At 51.5% G+C, this 20,955-nt stretch carries 22 protein-coding genes; 10 read left to right on the forward strand and 12 right to left on the reverse strand.

Going from position 1 to position 20,955, the window contains the following annotated elements; translation table 11 throughout:
- Positions 1–23: 23 nt before the first annotated feature.
- The 5 genes from D8U70_RS09860 to D8U70_RS09880 all read left to right on the forward strand — a co-directional run bounded on the left by D8U70_RS09860 (position 24) and on the right by D8U70_RS09880 (position 6,185).
- On the forward strand, positions 24–1,352 hold the full coding sequence (locus D8U70_RS09860) for an MFS transporter (protein WP_130928770.1): 1,329 nt from the start codon (positions 24–26) through the stop codon (positions 1,350–1,352).
- Complete coding sequence (locus D8U70_RS09865; protein ID WP_130928771.1) at positions 1,349–2,095, forward strand: transporter substrate-binding domain-containing protein; 747 nt, start codon at positions 1,349–1,351, stop codon at positions 2,093–2,095. The genes D8U70_RS09860 and D8U70_RS09865 overlap by 4 nt, the downstream gene beginning before the upstream one ends.
- Positions 2,096–2,920: 825 nt before the next feature.
- A complete protein-coding gene (phbB, locus tag D8U70_RS09870) occupies positions 2,921–3,664 on the forward strand; it encodes an acetoacetyl-CoA reductase (protein ID WP_130928772.1) in 744 nt (247 codons plus the stop codon).
- Between the two features lie 57 nt (positions 3,665–3,721).
- Entirely contained in the window at positions 3,722–5,065 is a 1,344-nt protein-coding gene (locus tag D8U70_RS09875; protein WP_126363223.1) for a CitMHS family transporter, read from the forward strand.
- 46 nt (positions 5,066–5,111) lie between these two features.
- Positions 5,112–6,185, forward strand: a complete 1,074-nt coding sequence (locus D8U70_RS09880) for an isocitrate/isopropylmalate dehydrogenase family protein (RefSeq protein WP_130928773.1) — start codon at positions 5,112–5,114, stop codon at positions 6,183–6,185.
- A gap of 80 nt (positions 6,186–6,265) precedes the next feature.
- On the opposite strand, the gene D8U70_RS09885 is transcribed toward D8U70_RS09880, so the two are convergent.
- Both D8U70_RS09885 and D8U70_RS09890 read right to left on the reverse strand, forming a co-directional pair.
- On the reverse strand, positions 6,266–6,631 hold the full coding sequence (locus tag D8U70_RS09885) for a histone-like nucleoid-structuring protein, MvaT/MvaU family (RefSeq protein ID WP_081932507.1): 366 nt from the start codon (positions 6,629–6,631) through the stop codon (positions 6,266–6,268).
- 178 nt (positions 6,632–6,809) lie between these two features.
- Positions 6,810–7,520 (reverse strand): SOS response-associated peptidase family protein, encoded by a 711-nt coding sequence (locus D8U70_RS09890; protein ID WP_130928774.1) that lies wholly within the window; start codon positions 7,518–7,520, stop codon positions 6,810–6,812.
- Positions 7,521–7,618: 98 nt separating this feature from the next.
- Here D8U70_RS09890 and umuD point away from each other — a divergent pair, with 98 nt between their 5' ends.
- Positions 7,619–8,050, forward strand: a complete 432-nt coding sequence (umuD, locus tag D8U70_RS09895; RefSeq protein WP_041478810.1) for a translesion error-prone DNA polymerase V autoproteolytic subunit — start codon at positions 7,619–7,621, stop codon at positions 8,048–8,050.
- Entirely contained in the window at positions 8,037–9,317 is a 1,281-nt protein-coding gene (gene umuC, locus D8U70_RS09900) for a translesion error-prone DNA polymerase V subunit UmuC (protein WP_130928775.1), read from the forward strand. Before umuD ends, umuC begins: the two co-directional genes overlap by 14 nt.
- A 157-nt stretch (positions 9,318–9,474) precedes the next feature.
- Here the strand turns inward: umuC and D8U70_RS09905 are convergent, their stop codons facing one another.
- From D8U70_RS09905 to D8U70_RS09925, 5 genes are all read right to left on the reverse strand, one after another.
- Entirely contained in the window at positions 9,475–10,191 is a 717-nt protein-coding gene (locus tag D8U70_RS09905) for a hypothetical protein (protein ID WP_130928776.1), read from the reverse strand.
- A gap of 455 nt (positions 10,192–10,646) precedes the next feature.
- Positions 10,647–11,327 carry a hypothetical protein gene (locus D8U70_RS09910; protein ID WP_130928777.1) on the reverse strand — a complete coding sequence of 227 codons (681 nt, stop codon included), beginning with the start codon at positions 11,325–11,327 and terminating at the stop codon, positions 10,647–10,649.
- 198 nt (positions 11,328–11,525) lie between these two features.
- On the reverse strand, positions 11,526–12,140 hold the full coding sequence (locus tag D8U70_RS09915) for a hypothetical protein (RefSeq protein ID WP_130928778.1): 615 nt from the start codon (positions 12,138–12,140) through the stop codon (positions 11,526–11,528).
- Positions 12,133–13,122: a hypothetical protein gene (locus tag D8U70_RS09920; protein WP_130928779.1), complete on the reverse strand. Its 990-nt coding sequence runs from the start codon at positions 13,120–13,122 to the stop codon at positions 12,133–12,135. The genes D8U70_RS09915 and D8U70_RS09920 overlap by 8 nt, the downstream gene beginning before the upstream one ends.
- Positions 13,123–13,743: 621 nt before the next feature.
- Positions 13,744–14,484, reverse strand: coding sequence for an NAD(P)-dependent oxidoreductase (locus tag D8U70_RS09925; protein ID WP_130928780.1), 741 nt, complete (start codon positions 14,482–14,484; stop codon positions 13,744–13,746).
- A gap of 1,055 nt (positions 14,485–15,539) precedes the next feature.
- On the opposite strand from D8U70_RS09925, the gene D8U70_RS09935 reads away from it, so the two are divergent.
- Entirely contained in the window at positions 15,540–16,547 is a 1,008-nt protein-coding gene (locus D8U70_RS09935) for a LysR family transcriptional regulator (RefSeq protein ID WP_130928782.1), read from the forward strand.
- Here D8U70_RS09935 and D8U70_RS09940 read toward each other — a convergent pair.
- Positions 16,544–17,005 carry a Rid family hydrolase gene (locus D8U70_RS09940; protein ID WP_130928783.1) on the reverse strand — a complete coding sequence of 154 codons (462 nt, stop codon included), beginning with the start codon at positions 17,003–17,005 and terminating at the stop codon, positions 16,544–16,546. The two genes, D8U70_RS09935 and D8U70_RS09940, sit on opposite strands and share 4 nt — an antisense overlap.
- A 213-nt stretch (positions 17,006–17,218) precedes the next feature.
- Here D8U70_RS09940 and D8U70_RS09945 point away from each other — a divergent pair, with 213 nt between their 5' ends.
- The gene (locus D8U70_RS09945; RefSeq protein WP_130928784.1) at positions 17,219–17,611 is read left to right on the forward strand and encodes an AraC family transcriptional regulator; all 393 of its coding nucleotides are present in this window, start codon (positions 17,219–17,221) and stop codon (positions 17,609–17,611) included.
- A gap of 497 nt (positions 17,612–18,108) precedes the next feature.
- Here the strand turns inward: D8U70_RS09945 and D8U70_RS09950 are convergent, their stop codons facing one another.
- Positions 18,109–18,408, reverse strand: coding sequence for a hypothetical protein (locus D8U70_RS09950; protein ID WP_130928785.1), 300 nt, complete (start codon positions 18,406–18,408; stop codon positions 18,109–18,111).
- Positions 18,409–18,561: 153 nt separating this feature from the next.
- On the opposite strand from D8U70_RS09950, the gene D8U70_RS09955 reads away from it, so the two are divergent.
- A complete protein-coding gene (locus tag D8U70_RS09955; protein ID WP_130928786.1) occupies positions 18,562–18,861 on the forward strand; it encodes a hypothetical protein in 300 nt (99 codons plus the stop codon).
- Between the two features lie 52 nt (positions 18,862–18,913).
- Here D8U70_RS09955 and D8U70_RS09960 read toward each other — a convergent pair whose 3' ends face one another.
- The 3 genes from D8U70_RS09960 to D8U70_RS09970 form a co-directional block, all read right to left on the reverse strand.
- Complete coding sequence (locus D8U70_RS09960; protein ID WP_241664644.1) at positions 18,914–19,447, reverse strand: HAD domain-containing protein; 534 nt, start codon at positions 19,445–19,447, stop codon at positions 18,914–18,916.
- A 297-nt stretch (positions 19,448–19,744) separates the two neighbouring features.
- Complete coding sequence (locus D8U70_RS09965) at positions 19,745–20,308, reverse strand: hypothetical protein (protein WP_130928787.1); 564 nt, start codon at positions 20,306–20,308, stop codon at positions 19,745–19,747.
- Positions 20,309–20,386: 78 nt separating this feature from the next.
- Positions 20,387–20,791 (reverse strand): hypothetical protein, encoded by a 405-nt coding sequence (locus tag D8U70_RS09970; protein WP_130928788.1) that lies wholly within the window; start codon positions 20,789–20,791, stop codon positions 20,387–20,389.
- Positions 20,792–20,955 lie beyond the last annotated feature (164 nt).

Raw genomic sequence — 20,955 nt, forward strand, 5'->3', positions numbered from 1 at the left:
TCGAAGCGGCCCCGTGAGGCCCGATGTCTACCGAAAACCCAGCCTTTGAAAAGGCGGTGGTGCGCAAAGTTACGCTGCGTATCATCCCTTTCGTGTTCCTGCTCTATATCGTGTCCTACTTGGATCGCGCCAACATTGGTTACGCCGCGCTCCAGATGAACGCAGATTTGGCGCTAACCAGTGAGGCGTTCGGATTTATTTCCGGGATATTTTTCATCGGTTATTTTCTGTTTGAAGTCCCAAGTAATGTTTTGCTCAATCGCTACGGTGCCAGGGTATGGATAGCCCGCATCCTCGTGACCTGGGGCATTATCGCCGCCGCCACGGCATTCGCGCAGACATCTACGCATCTGTATGTCTTGCGTTTTCTACTCGGGGTCTCCGAGGCCGGGTTTTTCCCAGGCATCATCGTCTATCTTACTTATTGGTTTCGCTCCAAGGAGCTAGCCACTACGGTCGCGCTTTTTACCGCAGCGATTCCCGTTTCCTACATCATAGGGGCGCCCCTCAGTACCTGGATCATGGACAACATTCATTGGTTCGGCTGGAGCGGCTGGCGCTGGATGCTGTTTCTGGAAGGCATCCCAGCAGTATTCCTGGGAGTGGCGTGCTTTTTCTATCTGACGGACAAACCAGAACTGGCGAAATGGCTTAAACACGATGAAAAAGAGTGGCTACTGGCCGAACTGGAACGTGATCGTCAGTCGCGCAAGAATGTGAAGCATTTTGGCGCATTCAAGGCCATGACCAATCCTAAAGTGCTGTACTTATCCTTCATCTATTTTGTGTATCAATGTGGCAGTTTGGGTGTCGGTTACTGGATGCCGCAAATTATCAAGGGATTCTCGGATTCCTTGACCCATACCCAAATCGGCATGATCGCGATGGTGCCTTACATCTTCGCGACGGTGATGATGATAGGTTGGTCACGAAGCTCCGACCGGTACGGCGAGCGCAAACTCCATTGCGCTATACCATTGGCTGTCGCAATGGTCGCGATGGTTGGTGCAAGTATGGTGAGCGATCCAATCGTCGCCATCGGCATGATTAGCCTGGCGCTAGCAGGCCTTTACAGTTTCAAGTCGCCTTTTTGGGCACTCCCAACGCTCTTCCTGAGCCGATCTACGGCAGCCGTCTCTGTAGCTGTGATCAATTCGATCGGTAATCTCGGAGGATTCGTCGGGCCTTTCGCGATTGGCATGATCAAAGGATCTACCAATAGTGCATCCATGGGATTGCTCTTTCTTAGCGGTTTGCTGGCGATAGCCTTCGTGATGACGCTGTTGATGCGATTCCATAACGGCGAGACCACCAACCATAAACACCCGACTATTGCAGAGAAGCACCTATGAATACTTTAGATTCAAGCGTTCTGGCTGACTTAGCTCCTACAGGTGTCTTGCGTGTCGCGATCAACTTCGGAAATCCGGTGTTGGCTCAGCGCGACATGAGCGGCAACCCTGCAGGCGTATCGACTCAGTTAGCCAAAGCACTGGCCGGCGAATTAAACGTGGCTATCGATTTCGTGACATTCGATGCTGCGGGCAAAGTATTCGCCGCTTTAACCGAGTCGGCCTGGGATCTGGCGTTCCTGGCTATTGAGCCCGTGCGCTCAGCGGAAATCGAGTTCAGTCACCCCTACGTAATCATTGAGGGCACGTACCTGGTGCATGCAGCAAGCGTGTACCAATCAGTAGCTCAGCTTGATCACTTGGGTGCGCGACTTGCCGTTGGAAAAGGCGCAGCGTACGACTTGTATCTAAGCCGTACGCTGTCCGCTGCGGAACTGGTTCGTGCACCGACATCCGCCGCAGCTGTGGAATGGTTTTTGGAGCAGGGTTTGGAGGCCGCCGCTGGCGTTCGTCAGCCCTTAGAGGCATTTGCAGACAAGAACGAAGGCTATCGTGTGCTAGCGGACAGCTTCACTGAAATCCGCCAGGCAATGGCGGTACCAAAAGGACGCAAGGCCGGAGCTGAATACGTACGAGCATTTTTGGATCGCAAGATATCCAGCGGTTTTGTTTTAAATGCATTACTTGCCAGCGGCCAAGGGGATGTTCGCGTGGGGCCAACGCTGAACGAGCAACGGCACTGAACATCACGCTGCTGAGTGGCACGCTCCGATAGGCAGAGAGCTGGAAAAGCTTCAGCGATTTCGCTTTGACTATCTGTCCTCATGCACACAGGAAGCTTTACGCGCTTCGTGGAGGTGCAGGTGCAGGTGCAGGTGTTGAAGAGTCGGCTCAGCGCTTGTTATGAAGCAGGCAAGAGCTCATCCTTTTCCTTTGGTCATTTGCATCGATGCTCTTTCTTGATAGGGAAGCGAGCCCGCCCTCTGTATGGTACCTGCTGGGTAATGAATAGCAGCTGCGCTCACTGCTAGCTGCTATCCATTTCGCCCTCCTAAGGCTCATGGTGGCGCTCGTCTAGGCCTAGCAGGCCTGCAGCGCCCAGACCTGCTCTCATACCTACCTCATATATCCCCCTGGACGGCAAGCCTTCGCAGAACATCGCGGGTCGCTACTGATTACCCACCGCGCACCGGTGGTAAAACGCTGCCATTCATGGATCCTAAAGCTGGCCGATTCACTCTCCCTTTTTTCTTTAGCATTCTCATTTGGAGAAGGCTTCGTTACCTAATGACCAATTCAAATGTGGTCGGCACGCCTCTAGGATGAAGACTCAGCCAGTTCATGAAAACAATAAAAGAGGCACGCCATGAATAGAATCCTCCAGATACCCCGAATCAATTTCCCTCGACTGAAAGTCATGGGCAGCCTCCACCCAGGCCGAACCGTCGAATGACTTTTTAGGCCTTCGTCTACTGGCGGTAAACGGGATGCCGATTACCGATCTGATCCGACGAAGAGCTCCGATAACTCGAACTTCCGATGCACCTTGTCATTTAGGAGGACTGCTCATGTCCAAACGAATCGCGTTCGTAACAGGTGGAATGGGTGGGATTGGCACCGCTGTCTGTCAGCGACTTTATAAAGACGGTTTCATAGTCGTAGCTGGCTGCGGGCCAGATTCTTCGATTAAGGACGCGTGGTTGAAGAAAAACAAAAAGCTGGGATTTGAGTTCATTGCATGTGAAGGCAACGTAGCGGATTGGAACTCTACAGTGGCTGCCTTTGACAGGATCGTAAGCGAAGTGGGCCCTATCGACGTGCTGGTAAACAATGCCGGCACCACTTGCAATGTGGTTTTCAAGGACATGTCTCCGAACGACTGGCAAACCGTTATTGATACCAACCTCAATTCGCTGTTCAACGTGACTAAGCAAGTTGTTGACGGGATGGGCTCAAGACGGTGGGGCCGGATTATCAATATTTCAACGGTGAATGCGCAACTAGGCCACATCGGCCAAGTGAACTACACCACGGCAAAGTCCTCAATTCGTGGGTTCACTCGAGCCCTTGCAAGGGAGGTTGCCCACCGTGGAGTTACCGTAAATACCGTTTCCCCGGGCTACATAGGCACTGAACGGCTCAAATCAATCACCCACACGTCCTTGATGGACAAGATCGTGGAAGACATCCCCATGAAACGTCTCGGTAAGCCCGAAGAAGTCGCGGCGATGTGTGCATGGCTAGCGTCAGAAGAATCTTCGTTCGTCACGGGTGCCGATTTCGCCGTGAACGGCGGGTTACACATGACATGAAGCCGGCGCTCCACGTAATCACCTCCTTATAAAAATAATCCTGATCAGGAGAATTCAATGCTGTCCTTTTTTGGCTACGGCATGATTGTGGTGTTCATGACATTGATCATGACCAAGCGGCTCGCACCCTTGGTAGCCATGACAATCATCCCCATCATCTTTGCCATGATGGCTGGGTTCACTGGCGACATGGGCACCATGATGATCGAGGGGTTGCGCAAGGTCGCACCCACTGCAGTTATGGTCATGTTCGCCATCCTCTATTTCGGGATGATGTTCGATACCGGCCTCTTCGATCCCATTATCAAAACGTTCATTCGCCTGATCAAAGGCGATCCAGCCAAAGCCGTGGTGTTCGCGACAATATTGGCCGGCATGGTTTCGCTCGACGGCGACGGTTCTACAACCTACATGATTACGCTGACAGCGATGCTGCCCTTATTCAGAAGACTTGGGCTCAATCCACTGATTCTTCCCTGCGTGGTCATATTGGCGGCGAGTGTGACAAACCTATTACCTTGGGGAGGGCCGCTCGCACGCGCCGCTGCAGCGCTGCAAGTCGAAACTACAGAGCTGTTCCTGCCTTTAATCCCCTCAATGCTCATCAGCTTTGCCGGCGTAGTTCTGCTTGCTTTTTACTTAGGGATGCAAGAACGCCGACGGTTAGGCACGCTCAAATTACCCACTGAACGAAGCGGTCGTTACGCCCAGGGCGCAGATGAAGATATGTCTGACCTGATGACACTCAGTGCCGAAAACGCAGAACTGCGTCGTCCTAAAATGTTTTGGCTCAATGCGATTCTGACCATAGCATTGATGGGTTGCCTAGTAGTGGAGCTTCTGCCGCTGCCAATCCTGTTCATGATGGCTTTCTCGGTTGCTCTGGTGATCAACTACCCCAGCATTGATGACCAACGTCGACGTATTGCCGCTCATGCGCCGACCGCACTTAATCAGATAGCCATCTTCCTAGCAGCAGGTATTTTTGCGGGCATCTTGTCCGGGACGGGAATGGTAAAAGCCATGTCCGACACGCTTCTGTGGGCTTTACCTGAGTCGTGGGGTGCTTATCTCGCACCGATCACCGCCTTGATCAGCATTCCCGGCACCTTCTTCATGTCTAACGATGCGTTCTATTACGGCGTACTCCCAGTGCTGGCTCATGCTGCAGAGGCATACGGTATCTCCGCCGCAGAAATAGGACGCGCGTCTATGGCGGGTCAGCCGGTGCACCTACTCAGCCCACTGGTAGCCTCCACTTACTTACTCGTGGGTCTCGCCGGCGTGGAATTCAGCGACCATCAGAAATACACGTTCAAATGGTCACTCGCGCTATCCCTACTCATCATGATGTCTTCGATGTTATTGGGTTTGTTTCCCCTCTACTCAGTCGCAACGTAAAAAATGAACTCGGCTGGTGCTTCGTGCCAGCCAAGGAGCTAAGGCTATGCGTTTATTAGTGCTGTCGGGTGATGGTATTGGGCCCGAAATTGTGGATTCTTCCCTGTCTGTACTCTCGGCGGCAAACGAGAGATTCAGATTAGGACTGAGCTTTGATCATGACGATGTCGGCTTCACCAGCCTTGAAAAGTACGGCACTACTTTGCGCGATGAGGTGTTGGAAAAAGCGAAGAGGTACGCTGGCATTATCCTAGGTACTCAGTCTCATGCAGACTATCCTCCACCGGAAAAGGGAGGTCGCAATATCTCCGCAGCCTTCCGCACAGGCCTGGATCTATATGCGAACATCCGACCCGCCAGAACGCGCCCCTTCTTGCAGTCGAATTTGCGTGAAGGGAGAACCATGGACTTGGTGATCATGCGTGAGGCGACCGAAGGTTTTTATCCTGATCGCAATATGAGTCGGGGTTGGGGTGAGGTGATGCCGACGCCAGATATGGCACTCTCTACTCGCAAGATCACGCGTCAGTGCTGCGAAAGGATCGCACGCCGCGCCTTCGAACTTGCGTCAGTTAGAAGAAATAAGGTTACCGCTGTCCACAAGGTCAACAGTTTCCACATGACCGATGGCTTGTTCATGAACTGTGTACGCAGCGTCAGCCAAGACTTCCCTGATGTGCAGCTTGATGACTTGTTGGTAGATGCGTGTACTGCGCACCTCGTACGCAACCCGGAACGTTTCGATGTGTTGGTAACTACCAACTTCTACGGCGACATTCTTAGCGACCTGGCCAGTGAATTGTCAGGCAGTCTTGGCCTTGCCGGGTCGATTATGGCCAGTGAAAAATACTGCTGCGCGCAGGCCCAACATGGATCTGCCCCAGATATTGCCGGCCAAGATAAAGCCAATCCAGTGTCGATGATTCTCTCTGTGGCCATGCTGCTTGAATGGATGGGCAACCGTCATCAGCATAGCGGATGCGTTAGTGCATCAAACGCCATAACCGCAGCAGTAGATGCGGTATTAGAGGTGCCTGAGTTGCGCACTGGCGATATCGGAGGAACACTAGGCTGTAAATCGTTCGGGGAACATGTGGCTAAGCGGATTACTCAGACTTAGCATGAGTACAAAACTGTTGATTTATCATTATGTCAGATGAAAAAAGGCCCTCGCGGGCCTTTTTTTAATTCAAGCCAAGATCATTTTGTCAGCCAAGACTCAACAGTCGCTGCGCCGTGCTTTGTTTTCCATTCCTTGAGCGTTTTGTGATTACCGCCCTTGGTTTCTACGACTTCGCCCGTGTGTGGATTTTTATAAACCTTCAACTGACGGGGCTTGCGACTGCCAACTTTGGACTCGACAGCTGTAGCGCGCCGACTCGGCTGTGGATCAAGCAGATTGATCACGTCCTTGAGGCTGTAGCCGTATTTTGCGAGCAAGTCACGCAGCTTTGTTTCGAACTCAATTTCTTTCTTGAGGCCTGCATCGCCCTTGAGGGCTTCCAGGGCCTGAAGCTGTTCGGCGAGGTGTTTTTCGAGCTGGCGGAATTCTGCGAGTTTGGACATGACAGGTCTCGATTAGATAGGTAACTAAGAGTGTATTGCAGTTCTGCATTTCGTGCCCGCTTCGTAACCGGGCTAGGGAAAATTATCAATTCGCGATAATTATGGCTCGGCCATAATTCCAAATAATTGTGGAGAGCTCGTCGTTCCGCCCACGAATACTGTCGACTCTCGGTTTTAGTCAGTCGTCAACATCCGAAGCCAGAGATAGTGGCTTAATCAGGTGCGAGCCCTGATTACGAACATTCCCCACATCCTTGCCAACCTTGTACCAGTGAAAATCCGTAGCAGGCCTGCAGTGCTCCATTGCGAGTTCGCGAGCTCGTTCAGGTGAAGTGTCGGGATCGACCCATTCACGGGCGTGCTGAGGCGATAAGACCAGGGGTTTGCGATCGTGGATATCGACCATGCCTTCGTCACTCGCAGCGGTGATGATGACAAAGCCGTCGCGATCATCCGGCTCCATTCCTTCGTGCACCTCGGCCAACCCTGCGAAGAACATGGGAATTTGCTCTTTCAGAGTGATGAAATACGGCTGTTTTTTCTTCGGATCTTCTTCGTCCTTGACCCACTCGAACCAGCCGTTCGCCGGCGCGAGTACGCGTCCGTTTGGCCAGAGCTGATTGAAGAACTTGCCGGTGATGACGGTCTCGACTCTCGCGTTGATCGGGTCAGGACGCTTTCCCTTCGCCCAGAATGGCGCCCAGCCCCATCTGACCTTATCAACGCTCAAACCATCCCGAACCGGCCGGATGATTTCCACCCGCGTCGACGGGGCGACGTTGTATCGCTCGACTGGCCAGAGGTCATAGCCATTGATCACCAACTGCCTTGGCGCAAGCTCCTTGAGGTAGTGATCCATCGATTCGTAGATCGAGTAGCGTCCGCACATGCTGTCACCCGTCGAATTGTCGTGCCTATGAGATTGACCGCAAGCGAACCAAATCGTTAACTGTATACTTGTACAGTTAATCTCCTAAGGCTTGCATCATGAGCATCACCCTCCTCGGCCCACTTGCTACTGGCGGTAAGCAGCTGCCCCTTTATTCATCCAAGGTACCGGCGGGCTTCCCTTCCCCTGCGGCTGACCACATCGAAAAGCACATTTCCCTGGATGAGCTGTTCGATATCAGGGCGCCGCACGTGTATCTGGTGAGGATTGATGGGGATAGCATGCAGGGCGCGGGCATCTATTCCGGGGATGTGGTGATCGTCGATCGAAGCATCGAAGCGGTCAGTGGCGATATCGTTATTGCCGCGTTGAATTCGGAGCCCTTCTGCAAGCGCCTGCTTCTGCGCGAGAACGCCGTGTTGCTTGTGTCAGAGAACCCAAAATATCCGGCTAGACATGTCATGGAAGGCGATGAGCTTGTGATCTGGGGCGTTGTGAAATACAGCGTGCGCGATCATGACAATACGTGAACCTGTCTTCGCCCTGATCGACTGCAACTCGTTTTACGCGAGCTGCGAGCGCGTCTTTAGACCCGACCTCGCCAAGACACCTATCGTGGTGCTGTCCAACAATGACGGCTGTGTGATCGCACGTAGCTACGACGCCAAGCCGTTCGTAAAAATGGGGCAGCCGTACTTCCAGATCAAAGACCATCTACGCCGGCATGGAATCGTGGCCTTCAGCAGCAATTACGCTCTGTACGGCGACATGAGTGAGCGCGTCATGACGATCATCGAATCGATGGTGCCGGCACTTGAGGTCTACAGCATTGATGAAGCATTTGCTGATTTGACTGGCATGCCTGGAGATCTGTCCGCGTTCGGCAGGCACATGCGCTCCACCCTTCTTAAGCGCACAGGCATTCCAGTTGGGGTGGGGATCGCGCGCACGAAGACACTGGCCAAGCTCGCCAACCACACAGCCAAACGGCTGCTCGATATCACCGGCGGCGTAGTGGATTTGTGCGATCCGTTCAAACGCGACTGGACGCTGCGCAACACCGACGTCGGCGAAGTCTGGGGCATTGGCAAGCGCATGAAGTCTCATCTGGAAACACTGGGCATCAAGACTGCAATGGACTTGGCAAAAGCCGATCCGTGGATGCTTCGTCAGAAATTCAGCGTGGTGATCGAGAAAACGGCTCGCGAGCTAGCCGGTACCCCATGTTTGGAACTGGGGGAAGCTGACCCACCCAAGCAAGAGATTTGCTGCAGCAGGATGTTCGGCACGCGGCTCACGCAGATTGAGCCGATCAAGGAAGCGGTCGCTACCTACACACAACGCGCGTCGGAAAAGCTCCGAGCGCAAAACTCGCTGTGCAAGAAGATCCGCGTGAGCATTCGCACCGGCATGTTCAATCCTGAGGAAGCGAAATATGCGAATGGCGCCTTGGTGGAATTGCCGTACCCGACCAACGACGTGCGGCTGATGACGAAGGCTGCGACCGAAGCGGTCAATCGTCTCTTTCGTCCCGGCTACAAGTACAGCAAGGCGGAAGTCTTGCTGATGGATCTGCGGCAGCCTGGCGAATTCACTGACGACCTGTTCGCGCAATCCCAGCCGGCGATGGCAGACAAGGTGATGGGTGTGCTGGATGAGATCAATAGTCGCTGGGGAAAGGGAGTGCTGCGTTTAGCCAGCGTGCCTGCCGCGCCTGGTTGGGCAATGCGTCGGGAGCTGATGAGTCAAAGTTACACGACGAAGTTAGATCAGCTGTGGACGGTGAGAGCAAAGTAGCGACCACGAGATGGGCATCTACCGCCGCAGAAACGAGCAGCCTTGAACGGCTGCTTACGGCCAAAAGCTGCCATTCATCGCGACTCGATAATTCCCACACTACCAGCATCATCATGCTCGCCACGTTCCCATCGTGGAATCTAAGTTGTTAGCTTGCTCACTGCAGTATGTCGCTTATTTCCTGTGTTGTTAGGAAACGTGTGTTTTGTGGTTTTTTTACTAGCCAAACTTTTGCGAACGCCGAACGCCCAGATGCAATGTGCAGTTCTAGAGTACTTAAAAGCTTTGAGTGGAAAATATTTGGAATAGGAACCTTTCCATTGAGAAATTTGATCGATCCTTTTACTCCAGGGGAATTAGATAATTTTTTCAAATTCCAGACTTTAGAGCCATTAGCAGTGAGCAAACCCATTGCCCTTGCATCTGCCGCCGTAGTAGTTGTTGTGGATGTCCATGATACCTCTGTGGACAAAAGAGCTACAAAGGTAAAGTCATCCATGGCAGGGTATAAAGATGCAGCTCTAATAAAGTCCTTAATCAAGTCTCTGCGGCGATTAGAAGCGTTCCCTTTGTCCTCTTGTCGCCACCACTTAAGCTCAACTCCGCCGACCTCTTTCATTGCTCCTTGGTTGCCTTGGCGATATACAATCAAGTCAACGGCTGAGTCAGACCAGCCAGCAGGCAAAACCTCTCTCTTAAGTACCCAAGCCTGTTTTATCTGTGCTCCGGTTGCAGCTGCTGCAACAATTAGACTATCGCGAAGAGTGATTTCTCCCATACCCACTAGGGATGAGGTAGCTAAGCCATGTGCAGCATGTGAGATTAGGATGCTACAGATGCGGTCTGCTAGGTCTTGTATTTCTGTTGGAGTCATGGCTGTTCCTGATAAAGCTAACTATAATGGACATAAAATGGTGCAAAACTAATCTATCGGGGGACGTTTTATAACATTCCATGTTCCTCTGGCTATCCGTGCTTATACCAAGGCTTTCAGCGTTCTTATGAACATTTAGGGAAATTATACGCCATGAAAAACCACGTTTGCTCGACCTGGTGCGCGACCAAATTTACCTGAAAAATTACTCGATTTGCACGGGCCGTGCTTATTGTTAGTGCGTATAGAGATATTTTCATCGTTATACGCCACGAAAAGGGCCGCCCAAATCGGGGATTATTTTCCAACCTTACCGTGTATTCACATGTACCGGCAATCAGCAGTAAGCGCTATTTAACTTACGGCAAACGACAGGTTTTGGCCGATAGCTGCCGGTACCGGTTGGTAGATATCGGCCAAAAGCAGCCATTAACACTCGGGCTATTATGGTGTTTTTATTGTTTCGGATAAAGCTCACGGCATCGCCTTTCAATGTCGTTTTTTTCCTCCTCAGATACATCGAATGAATAATATGTAGGATTGTTCATAAAGCACCTTGTAAAGGCGTCGTGTGCTAGAAGAGTATCCAAATCCATGATGCTTGCCGCGTATCCCCTTAGATCTGAAATATGAGCACTCATGTCAATTCCGATATCTCTCATATGATGGATTGTACTGCCAGCTCTCCAAATACTTGCAAGTTGATAGCGATAGGTCTGAAGGGCTTCAAAGACTCGTTCTTTTCCTTGCTCGTCTCGTTGCTCAACATAGCTTTCCAATAGGGCGCGAAACTGACGTAGATCTTGGTCAGTCAACTTTTCTAGGGCCTTAGCTGCCAGCATTACATTTGTCTCGCCCTTATTTACTGCGTTGCGAACGCGTTCGGTGCGGACATTCTTTTCATGGCTCGACTCGGAAAATTTTTGCTGCCGATAGAGCAGGGCCAAAGTCAACAACGCTATCATGGGGCTATAGAGTCCACCCAACGCGCCACCCATCCGCGACCAGTCTTCATGAGCAGTCCATATCCCAAAGCCAAACTGATAGGAATAAATTGCAATAGGCGAGAATAGTATTAGAAACGCTACAAGAAAAAAAAGCTTTGCTTTTTCATTTTTAAACAACTCAAGCGGCATCTCAATTTCTTAAATTTCTTAAATTTCTTAAATTTCTTAAATTTCATGAACTTTCTTTTTAGGGATTGATTTTTGTGGTGTACATGAATCGCTCTAGATTTTGAAGGCAGAGCCGAGCCTCAGTGGAGATCTGTTTGGCCAGCGCTGAATTGTCCGCTATTGGCCGGAAGCGGATATTCGGGAATCACCTCTTCCTCATTAATCTTGCATAGCCCTCCACCTGATAGCGGTCATCACTGACAGATAAACGTTGTAGATAAAGGACTTAAGCTGCATCATAAGAAAGAACATTCCTCCATAAAGAAAAACATATGAGACACCTACAAGCCACTCTTCGATATGGCACCCAATCGGCGACATAGAGATCAGCTTGTACAATAGCCCCCCCTTAACCCCGAAAACTGTTATCAGTAAGCAAGTCACGGTATATACCAAGTAATAGATGAAGATCCGTATAAAAATAAAAAAATTATTCTTCAAATATGATAAGCCGGATTTCTCGTGACGGTGCCTCGACATAGCAACTAACATATCGGGTTGGCTAATGGTGGCGAAGATTGTAAACCCCGCCAAAAGAAACCCAAGCACAGAGACGACAATCCCCATCGCGATTGACGAAAATTCCCTCACTATTTTAAGTTTTTCATCAAGAGATATTTCTAAAACGCAGTATTGAGCGGTCACGAGACCCACAACGGCGATTGTTGTCCAAATATTGAAAGAGTTGAATGGGATCCGGCGAGCCCTAAGATAGACGGCCCACAGGCTTTTCTCCTCCGTCAAAGCCTTGGCCGACAGATCATCGTTAATCATTGTCATTGTCTCGATAGGGAGCTAGTTTTTCACGCGCATGTTTGGGCGGGTTTTCGACTTGAATCAAACCATCACCCAGAAGTTCCAAAAATTTACCAAACATTTTTTTTGCGATACGAACCGGTGTGTGACTGGTAACCTCAATCGAGGTTTTGAGCTGGAAATCGTTATTGTCACCCCTAACGGTGTTTCCAGATGAATCTTTTCCCACCATCACCACCCGCTGGTTACCCTGAACTGTTGCAGCCTGAACCTCTTCGATCACGGCCTCCTTCTCTAGCCCCTCTGGGCTTGAGTGCTTGATTGTCGTGGTACGACTGCCTACCTCGTCTTTCTGTCTCTGAACTGCCCGGAAAAACCCTTCGTTGTCCAGTTCATCGTTCCTATCTGAAAACTTATAGGTCACGGAGCTGAGCACTTCATACTGCCGAATGAAATCTTCCACATTGTGAGCTGATGTCAAAGGAATTATATCTAGTGTCGGCGGAAAATGCTCAACTAGTAATTTCTTCTTCGTCACCCGGTTTCCCGCCGCCTTACTTTCCTCGGCGAGACTATCAATGTACAGTTTGTGTTTTGCCTTGATGAAACTCTCAATGGTTGATTTAAAATTTTCCAGAGTGGGTGCCAATTTAGTTTCTTTCAAATAGATCAAGCGATGGACATCCAGAACCAGCACAAATATTGCTGACGGAGAGGACTGCATTTCATCGTGATCTTCTACCAAACCCTGAGACTGCTTGTAAATCTGTTCCCGTTCCAGAATCATATCTTTTATGAATCTACCGACCAGTAGAACTCTGCCGTCGATGGTTATCAACTCAACTTTATCAAAAAAGTATTTCGTATCACTGTACTTCCGCAGCAGGCCATCATCAGCAAAAGCTGGATAGACAACAGTCTCGAAATAATCGAGGAGATTTTTGCTGCCGAACTTGCAGACAAAATTACCCAACTCAACGGGGCGCGGTGTCTTTGACATTAGATCCCTCTACGTTCGGATTACGGATAGCAAACTGATGCCAACCATAGTTGCTCATCAATTTTTTGTCACCTATGGCAGTGGGCACTGTTCCTGCCGTCTGTCCGCAAACTCAACCCCGCAGCGGCGGCTACCTGCCGCCCGAAAGATCACAGCAAGCGCTACAGCGCCGCGACGTTGCGCAGAACCTCTAGTGGACAGTCTCCTCATTGCCATGAACACCCAACGGATGCCGTAATCACCATTTGCGGTATGCCGCGCCTGGTGGTGCGGCTGTGTTGATATCATCTCGTTTGATGGTATCCGAGCGGTTCGCGGGTGTTCTATGACCTGATGCGAATCAGATCAAGAATAGGCGATGGAAAAGCTAAAGTGTCTGGAAGCGGTATCGAAGGATTCGTTACGCTTTTGAAAGAGGACTCGTCGCTCGTTCCCTGATTTCGAGACCAATCACAAACAGCGCGCTGAATTGAGTGGCGTCTGCTCTGGCCGTTATCCGCCCTTTTTGAGACTGTAATCGGCCAGAAGCGGTCATTCGAAAAAATAGAACGGCTCCGAACAAAACGCCTAACTTCACCGGTACAGCCCATCCCTTATAACGGGTTAGGAGGTATTTTGCGTTCAATCAGATTGAGCTCCTCCTTCCAATATCTCAAACCCGTCATCAACGGGGGCATACCCGACAACTTTTCTGCTCTGATCAATAGAGAGACGCTTATATCGGTTATCTGAGACCCCATGGATAACGTGAAAACCCTTCAGCTCGGCTTCAACACAATTGTTGAGTAGCGCAACAACATCTCTAAAACTGATGAAGGCCGCAACGTCTCTGGGACTGTGGGTTTGCCCTTGTTGAAATTTGGCTACGTTGGCAATACGGACTGCGATGGTCGTCATCTGTCCATCGTTTGCATACATCGAAGCCAAAGCTTCTCCGAACGCCTTGCTGACTCCGTAGAGATTGCCTGGTTTAGGTGCCATGCATTCCTGGATTTGAGCATCCTTTGGATATCCCTCAATCACTTGGGCGCTGCTTGCAAATATGAAGCGCTTGCAACCTTGTGCCTTTGCGGCGAAAAGCATGTTGTAAGTGCCCACGATGTTCACTGGAAGCAGTGAGTCCATGAAATCGGCGTCTGGGTCAGGGTCAGCGGCAAGATGGATGACGGTATGGATACCTTCGCAAGCTCGAAGACAACTGGCTTGATCCCGGACATCCAGAGCGAAACGCTGTGCCGAGTCCGAGAGTTGAGTTACGTCTAGATCGGCCAAACGCAAATCGGATTTATCGTCGCGCTCTTGCCAAAAAGCAGTGCCGATTTTTCCTGCCGCACCTGTGACGAGGATTTTCCTTGAGCTCATTTCGGCATGTCCTTATGGTAAATGTCACGCCAGCCTCCCAGCCTTGTGATCGGTTTACAACCACCGATATGAGCAATCGTGAATTCAGACAAGCGCTGTAGCTGGCAATGCTTTCGTGCTGACCAGGCCATTGTTGGCCTAAAGTGGCCAAGCAGAAAAGACAGCCATCAGCAATATCAAACCGAGAGCGTCTTCGGTAGGAATTATTTTACCCAGCGAACGGTATCGGCAGTAATTACCGGCCTATGGTTGTGCCCTAGCCTCTGACTAACGAGCCACAGCCTAGTCGCTTGGACAGCTACTACCTTTCCCGAGAATTCCTTCTTTTTGAGAACCTCGGCGCTGACAACGTAGCTACCACACTCAACGCAATCAACTATCGCACCATGAAAGTTGGTTTCAAGCACCCGAGCCGACGCCCCACAAATTGAACAGCTCATACGTCACTCCCTGCAGTCGTTGAACTGTAGCCGAACGCTGGTCACTCTCCACCTGTCACGGAGGGCTCAGACGATTATTGCCAACAAAAGCTGTTTCGCCTCGGCATGGAGCCACAGAAGGAGATTTCTGAAGATTTTCGAGCGTTGGATGCTACTTAGCGGTAGAGCTGTTGCCTTCTACCGGTCGACCATCAAGGGCAGGCAGCGGATCGGTTGAAATGCCAGTGAGTATGGACGCCCATGCTGCGTAAGCTTGCTTGTGACGAGACACCGCTTCATCCCAGCGGCTGCCTGTTACCTCGTGCGAGACGACAAGCATCATTAGGTGATTTGTGGCTGCATCTAGGTCAACGAGGGAGTGATGGGCGTTAAATCGAAAATCGTCGGTCGAAGGCATAGCGTCACGCATATTGAGTGAGTGGGTAAAAGCATCGGCGCCCCCACATGACATCATTATGACATTGCCCTGCGTAGTTAGTGCACACACCCGGACGACCGGTGGATAGGGTGTCTGGCCATCAAATGGGCACGTTGGGCCTCATAGACTTTCGCTCACGGAGGTGATTTCTTGGTTCGCCCCCAGCCATTTCGTATGATGAGCAATCTAAGTTTGGGATGCTTGGCGTGAAACCATCATCAAAAAAAGCTTCAACCACTCCGCCCGTATCAACCGGAGTCACCCAGAATTTAAGCGAGGCTGTAAGTCAGCTTTCTTGGGACGACTTGCGAATCATCAAAACGCTAAGCGAATGCGGTAATAGAGCAACGACTGCAAAGAGGTTGGGGATCAATGTATCCACCGTATCGCGTCGTGTGGCTCAAGTGGAAAAGACACTTGGGGTCGCTTTATTTGACCACCGCCGCTCTGGGTACATGCTGACGCCCGAAGGTCTTGAATTAAGAGCGCTCGCCGAACGCGTCGAGCTTGATATCGTCAGCGTTACACGTCGGGTTTCTCGGGCAGGTCAAGGGCTGCTTGGAAAGCTTAGGATCACTACCAGCGACTCCCTGCTGCTGTATTTTCTCACGCCGATCATCGCCGACTTCAAGGCGCTAAATGAAGGAATTGCCATCGAGGTTCTGGTTGGCAACGAGACGTTAAGTCTGGCTCGCGATGAATCTGACGTAGCGGTGAGAGCGACCAAAAAACCTGCCGAAAGTCTAGTCGGGCGCAAGCTCGCTTCGATCGCATGGGCGCCTTATGGCAGCATAAAACAAGCGACTACTACCCCGTTCGCAGAAGGCCAACCGTGGGTATCGTATTCCGCAGGATTATGTGGGCTGAAGGCCAAAAGCTACGTCGAAGACAGAGTCGGCGCCGACTGTATTTCTTATCGTACCGACTCAGTCGCGGCCGCGAGCGTCGCCATTGCGGCAGGCCTTGGTTATGGATTTCTCCCGTGCATGCTGGGAGACATTACACCTGGGTTAACACGCGTAGGGCCAGTTGTGCGCGAACTACAGGACGAGCTCTGGCTGCTTACGCATCAGGACATTCGAAAGTCATGGAGAGTCAAAGCATTCATGACTTTTTGTGCAGCAGCCGTAGCGCATCAAAAGCCTTTGATCGAAGGGCAACTGGATCTCCCGGTTGCGCAGGGCGAAACCGGGAGCGCCTCTTAGTCGGCGCTAGATCCGATGACAGCCTTGCAGACAATTTCAATCAGCTGTGAACGTTGAGCCAACCTGGATACACCAATGATATTGCTCGCGCATTGGGGCCGCTCAGTGCGATATGCGGCTTTGCGCACATCACCTACCACGGCGAATGCCGCGTCCATATCCAATACGTAGAGCGTTTCTTCTACAACATCATCAAGGGTTGCTCCGTACAGCGCGAGCAACTTGGCGATGTTGTCGTAGGAGGCGCGCATCTGCTCTCCTATCGACGAGAAATCGCTGGGTTTGCCCTCGCTGTTCAAAGGTGCGGGAGCAACCAGGTTACCCTCCTCATCGTGGTTGAACTGACCCGAGATATAGATCACGTTTCCGACTTTTCTGGCCTGGGGATAGCCGTAGCCCTCCTCCCATGAGACTCCCCAGTAAGCGGTGTTTTTGCCGTGCGGTTGTGAAGCAGCCATTGCGTTCTCCTTGCAGATGACGAATCGAATGATGTCGATCGAGTTGTCGGGAAGCAAAGGCTAGCACCGGAAACACTATTGAAAATGCGCAATTTTGCGTCTCCAGCAGCGCAAAATTGCGCCCCCATCACGACGCGCCTTCCGTTAAATTTTTCCCATCGACTGACCGCTGGATTGAGCTGATCAACCGGCTACGGGGAAAAAGGAATCAGGATGAAACAGGAAACATGCGCGCCCTCACTTAAGGATTTGGCTAAACAAACCGGACACCTGAAGCCTTGGCAGATCCAGCGCGCCAAGCAGTTGATGCTCGATAACCTGGACGCAGATATTTCAGTAGCAGCTATCGCACAGGCGTGTGCGCTATCGCGTAGCCATTTCACCCGTCAGTTTAAAAAAAGCACTCTCGTCTCACCCAAAGAATGGATGCGAGAGCAGCGGATTTTGCGGGGCAAACAGCTGCTTAAGACGTCGAGATTGTTGCTTGCGGACATTGCACTGGAGTGTGGCTTCTCTGACCAGTCTCACTTCTGTCGAACATTCGTGCGAACCGAAGGTGTGACTCCTAGGGCTTGGAAACAGAACAATCAATCGCCTGCGCTATGATTTGATGAACTTGATAGAGGGCTAGTGGTGTCTGCAGGTCTAACGCAAAGGAGGTGACGTATGTGGTTCGGGATCACGAGCAGCATTCATGATTCAACCTTGCGCTACTCAGCGTTGCAGCAACTGCGGGAGTAGGCGCTTGCGCGAAGAAGCGACTGCAGCACAGCTGGACTGGCGGCTGGCGTACTGTTAGATCGGTGGATGGGATGGGTGGCTGCGTTGACATCGGGTGCATCTGTCAGACGCCCCCGTTAAATGGATGTAAATGGTTGTGTAATTGGGTTTGAGATGCTGGAGCTCGTTTAGATCAATACCTCAATGGAAGAGGTGCGCCTTAGCTTGCCGGTTAACTGCTCTCGCCTGGGGAGAATTTGTTTCCCAGGGCAGGCTCAAGGGATAATGGGATAGGCGAGTTTGCCGGCGATTAGCCTTTACTCCGCAACGCGTTCAATCGGGAAATGGGATGCGGTAATCCCACCAGCGGGACGTGGGCGCTTTCAGTCGTCTCCCCAGGGATCGAATTTATCCCCATACCTCGCGTGTAAAGCACGATTGCGTTCGATCCTCCAGATCCATGGATCGTAGTCCTCGGGTAATGCGGCCAGTTTGTCGCTGATGATCATTTGCACCGCTTCGTCACGCAGCAATCTCCTGGTCAGCTCGCGGTATTGGCCACGCGTGACCACACCATAAGTGGCGTGATTGTCTTTTACATAGAGATCGGTCATTCCTACCCGCATATGGCCGTAGCTTTCTACGTCTTCAGGGTAGATGTCCTCTAGGCTGAGGTGACCCATATCGAACTCCAGGTTTCACAGCCGCCCTCGAAAGCCTGCGCCATCATTAAAATCGTTCCTTCGCGACAGCGCCTACGTAAGCCAGCCAACAGCAGGCCATTAAATGTGCGCATGATAACCTCGGTACAGATATCACTGTTCCGAGAACCCGCTTTGAACACACCTGACGCACGTGCCGATTTCAACACTTTGATCAACGCCCCAAAGTTTTCGGACGACCCAGTCGGACAGCACCAGAAGAAACGGTGGCGACTGCTGGCTGAAGACATTTACCAAAGCACCACGATAGAGGCACTGCTCGAAGCAAGAGGCAAAGCGGAAGGCTATATCCATGGTCTTGTAGATGCTGGGCACCTCTCGACCAAGGACTACGAGCGTGATTACCTCATTCTGTGCATCGCTCAAAGGCGGCGTGAATTCCTGCGCAAATTGCTGAACGAATACGGGTACTGAAGTAATAAACTCATGCCCTAGCAGCAATTCCAAAGCGTTTCGGGGAGTGTTTTCACTTTCCCATCATGGCTCTCAACTTGAGCCGTAACTCCTCTTGGGTCGGCAATGAGCTAAGGCCCAAGTCAGGATCAGTGCGAATCAACCTTCGATCGTGATCTGGCCAACTTTCATAAGGATCATCATCCAGGGCGAGCCAATTCGTCAGGCCTGCCCTGGTTACTGCAGTATGGATCTGCTGATAGCGGCTGTGCATGTCATAGCCCTCAAAAGGCGCCTTGGGCATTCTTGAATGCCATGTACTGCTCACGGTGAGAGCCTGCAACTCTGGCGGTAAGGCAGCGCGTGCACGGCGGTAACCGAGGATGCGCACCCAGCTTGTCGATAAGCTGAGTCTGACTTGAGGAAATTCCTTGAGTATCGCTACTAGTATTCCGGCATGCATCATGAGTTGCCCAGCTGCACGCAATTCCAAACCACTCCGGGTACGGTATACGTCGTCCGGGTGCAGCACCCCATCAAAATCGAGAAATAGAACTCGATCATTCGGCGTCAGCCGGCTGGTTGTCGGGCAGTTCGAATCAAGCACGGTGAAGAACTCTCAAAGCCGGCCTTCCTGGAAGTTAGCTGCTTACCGTGGAGAGCACTGCCGAATGCTCGTAATCAACTCCGCCAGTAGCTCATCAAGACTGACCAGGCCATCCGCATATCGCTGCATCTCAGCAAGGTGCGCAGAGGAATGCCTCATACCTTCGAGTGCCTGACAACCAAGAACCTCAGCCACTGCTTTGCGACGCCGTTCGCGCTCGAGATCATCGATTTGCATGTGACACCTCCCCTTCGCATAGAAGGCCTCCACCAAAGGGGAAGCCTGGCTGTGAAGCACTTATTTGAATGCCTTGCTGAAGCGTTGAGACAGCGATGCAGCGTCAATCGCAGCCCAACTCTCCGGATCATTGCTCATCCTGATCCAATTGACCGCAATCCCCACCATGACCAACCCTGCCAAGATCCCCTCCCAGAACGCCCAAACGAAGGTAGTCCGAACTAGGTAGTCAGGGTCAACGCTTCCGGAGACTAAATGAATCGGATAGGGAGAAAGGAAGCACCCTGCAATGAACGCCAAGATCATCAAGGGTACTGAGTAGACCATCAACATCACCGGCACCTTGATCTGGTACTGCCTCGCTGCTACCAGCTTGCCGTTCTCGCCCTTCATGGCGTAGATGGTGGCTGTGTTTGCAGTCTTGTCTTTTTTCTTCGTGAAGATGCCGTACAGGGTCACCCGCTCCCCCGCCTCAATCTCTTCGAAGATCATTCCGGGCAGTAATACGTTCGGCAACACCTGCCCATCGATAACGATGCGCGCGGTCATCACCCCCTGCTCAGTAGCAATGACTCGTGGCTTCTCGATCACTCCAGTGACCTGCCGACAATCAAATCGAATCAAAACGGTGCTCCTGCAATTTTTAAAGTCGTGGCTAATCGCACTGCCTGAATGGCAGTGAGGGTGAAAGTGTTGGGTCAGTTACGCTCGAAACGAGAAAACGGTACTCAGCGCTGCTGGCTTCCTTACACCATCACCAAGCAATAGGTAGACGGTGCTTTTGGTTTCAAACATGTACGGGTTGTCATGCGAAATTCCGAAATTGGTGCGCACCCAGTGGCCGGGAGCAAAACGTCGACGGCTGTCCTCGACGACCTCATGGGCATAAACAGCTTTTGGTAGCAGCCCCATTGATGCGAGACGATCTTGCTCCGCCTGTGTGAGTTGAAGATCAGCGATGATCCATTGCTTCACTAGGCAGAATGGTTTTCCGGGGAAAGCTTGCGCAGCGAGGTTACTCAACTCGTCTTGAGTGCCATGCCAACCAAGAGCCTTTTCACCTGAGCCGTAAAGAAACTGACTGACTTCTTCTAGTGTTGTCGCCATGGGGTCTCCAGAACTCGGCCCATTAATCCGTTGCGCTCTCGAAGAGCTGACCAGCTTTAGTGATGAACTCGTATACCGGGCTTCTCTCAGTTCCTGGTTTTATCCGTATCCCCCCGTGTCAGCCTACCTGTCACCTCTGTTGATTGACTCAACCATTCATGGGG

The sequence above is a fragment of the Pseudomonas sp. Sample_20 genome (assembly GCF_004307585.1).
Classification (GTDB): domain Bacteria; phylum Pseudomonadota; class Gammaproteobacteria; order Pseudomonadales; family Pseudomonadaceae; genus Aquipseudomonas; species Aquipseudomonas atacamensis.

What these genes read in the sequence shown, in the direction of transcription:
- D8U70_RS09860 (WP_130928770.1), top strand. Translation starts at nt 24, where the DNA reads ATGTCTACCGAAAACCCAGCCTTTGAAAAGGCGGTGGTGCGCAAAGTT.
- D8U70_RS09865 (WP_130928771.1), top strand. Translation starts at nt 1,349, where the DNA reads ATGAATACTTTAGATTCAAGCGTTCTGGCTGACTTAGCTCCTACAGGT.
- phbB (WP_130928772.1), top strand. Translation starts at nt 2,921, where the DNA reads ATGTCCAAACGAATCGCGTTCGTAACAGGTGGAATGGGTGGGATTGGC.
- D8U70_RS09875 (WP_126363223.1), top strand. Translation starts at nt 3,722, where the DNA reads ATGCTGTCCTTTTTTGGCTACGGCATGATTGTGGTGTTCATGACATTG.
- D8U70_RS09880 (WP_130928773.1), top strand. Translation starts at nt 5,112, where the DNA reads ATGCGTTTATTAGTGCTGTCGGGTGATGGTATTGGGCCCGAAATTGTG.
- D8U70_RS09885 (WP_081932507.1), bottom strand. Translation starts at nt 6,631, where the DNA reads ATGTCCAAACTCGCAGAATTCCGCCAGCTCGAAAAACACCTCGCCGAA.
- D8U70_RS09890 (WP_130928774.1), bottom strand. Translation starts at nt 7,520, where the DNA reads ATGTGCGGACGCTACTCGATCTACGAATCGATGGATCACTACCTCAAG.
- umuD (WP_041478810.1), top strand. Translation starts at nt 7,619, where the DNA reads ATGAGCATCACCCTCCTCGGCCCACTTGCTACTGGCGGTAAGCAGCTG.
- umuC (WP_130928775.1), top strand. Translation starts at nt 8,037, where the DNA reads ATGACAATACGTGAACCTGTCTTCGCCCTGATCGACTGCAACTCGTTT.
- D8U70_RS09905 (WP_130928776.1), bottom strand. Translation starts at nt 10,191, where the DNA reads ATGACTCCAACAGAAATACAAGACCTAGCAGACCGCATCTGTAGCATC.
- D8U70_RS09910 (WP_130928777.1), bottom strand. Translation starts at nt 11,327, where the DNA reads ATGCCGCTTGAGTTGTTTAAAAATGAAAAAGCAAAGCTTTTTTTTCTT.
- D8U70_RS09915 (WP_130928778.1), bottom strand. Translation starts at nt 12,140, where the DNA reads ATGATTAACGATGATCTGTCGGCCAAGGCTTTGACGGAGGAGAAAAGC.
- D8U70_RS09920 (WP_130928779.1), bottom strand. Translation starts at nt 13,122, where the DNA reads ATGTCAAAGACACCGCGCCCCGTTGAGTTGGGTAATTTTGTCTGCAAG.
- D8U70_RS09925 (WP_130928780.1), bottom strand. Translation starts at nt 14,484, where the DNA reads ATGAGCTCAAGGAAAATCCTCGTCACAGGTGCGGCAGGAAAAATCGGC.
- D8U70_RS09935 (WP_130928782.1), top strand. Translation starts at nt 15,540, where the DNA reads ATGCTTGGCGTGAAACCATCATCAAAAAAAGCTTCAACCACTCCGCCC.
- D8U70_RS09940 (WP_130928783.1), bottom strand. Translation starts at nt 17,005, where the DNA reads ATGGCTGCTTCACAACCGCACGGCAAAAACACCGCTTACTGGGGAGTC.
- D8U70_RS09945 (WP_130928784.1), top strand. Translation starts at nt 17,219, where the DNA reads ATGAAACAGGAAACATGCGCGCCCTCACTTAAGGATTTGGCTAAACAA.
- D8U70_RS09950 (WP_130928785.1), bottom strand. Translation starts at nt 18,408, where the DNA reads ATGGGTCACCTCAGCCTAGAGGACATCTACCCTGAAGACGTAGAAAGC.
- D8U70_RS09970 (WP_130928788.1), bottom strand. Translation starts at nt 20,791, where the DNA reads ATGGCGACAACACTAGAAGAAGTCAGTCAGTTTCTTTACGGCTCAGGT.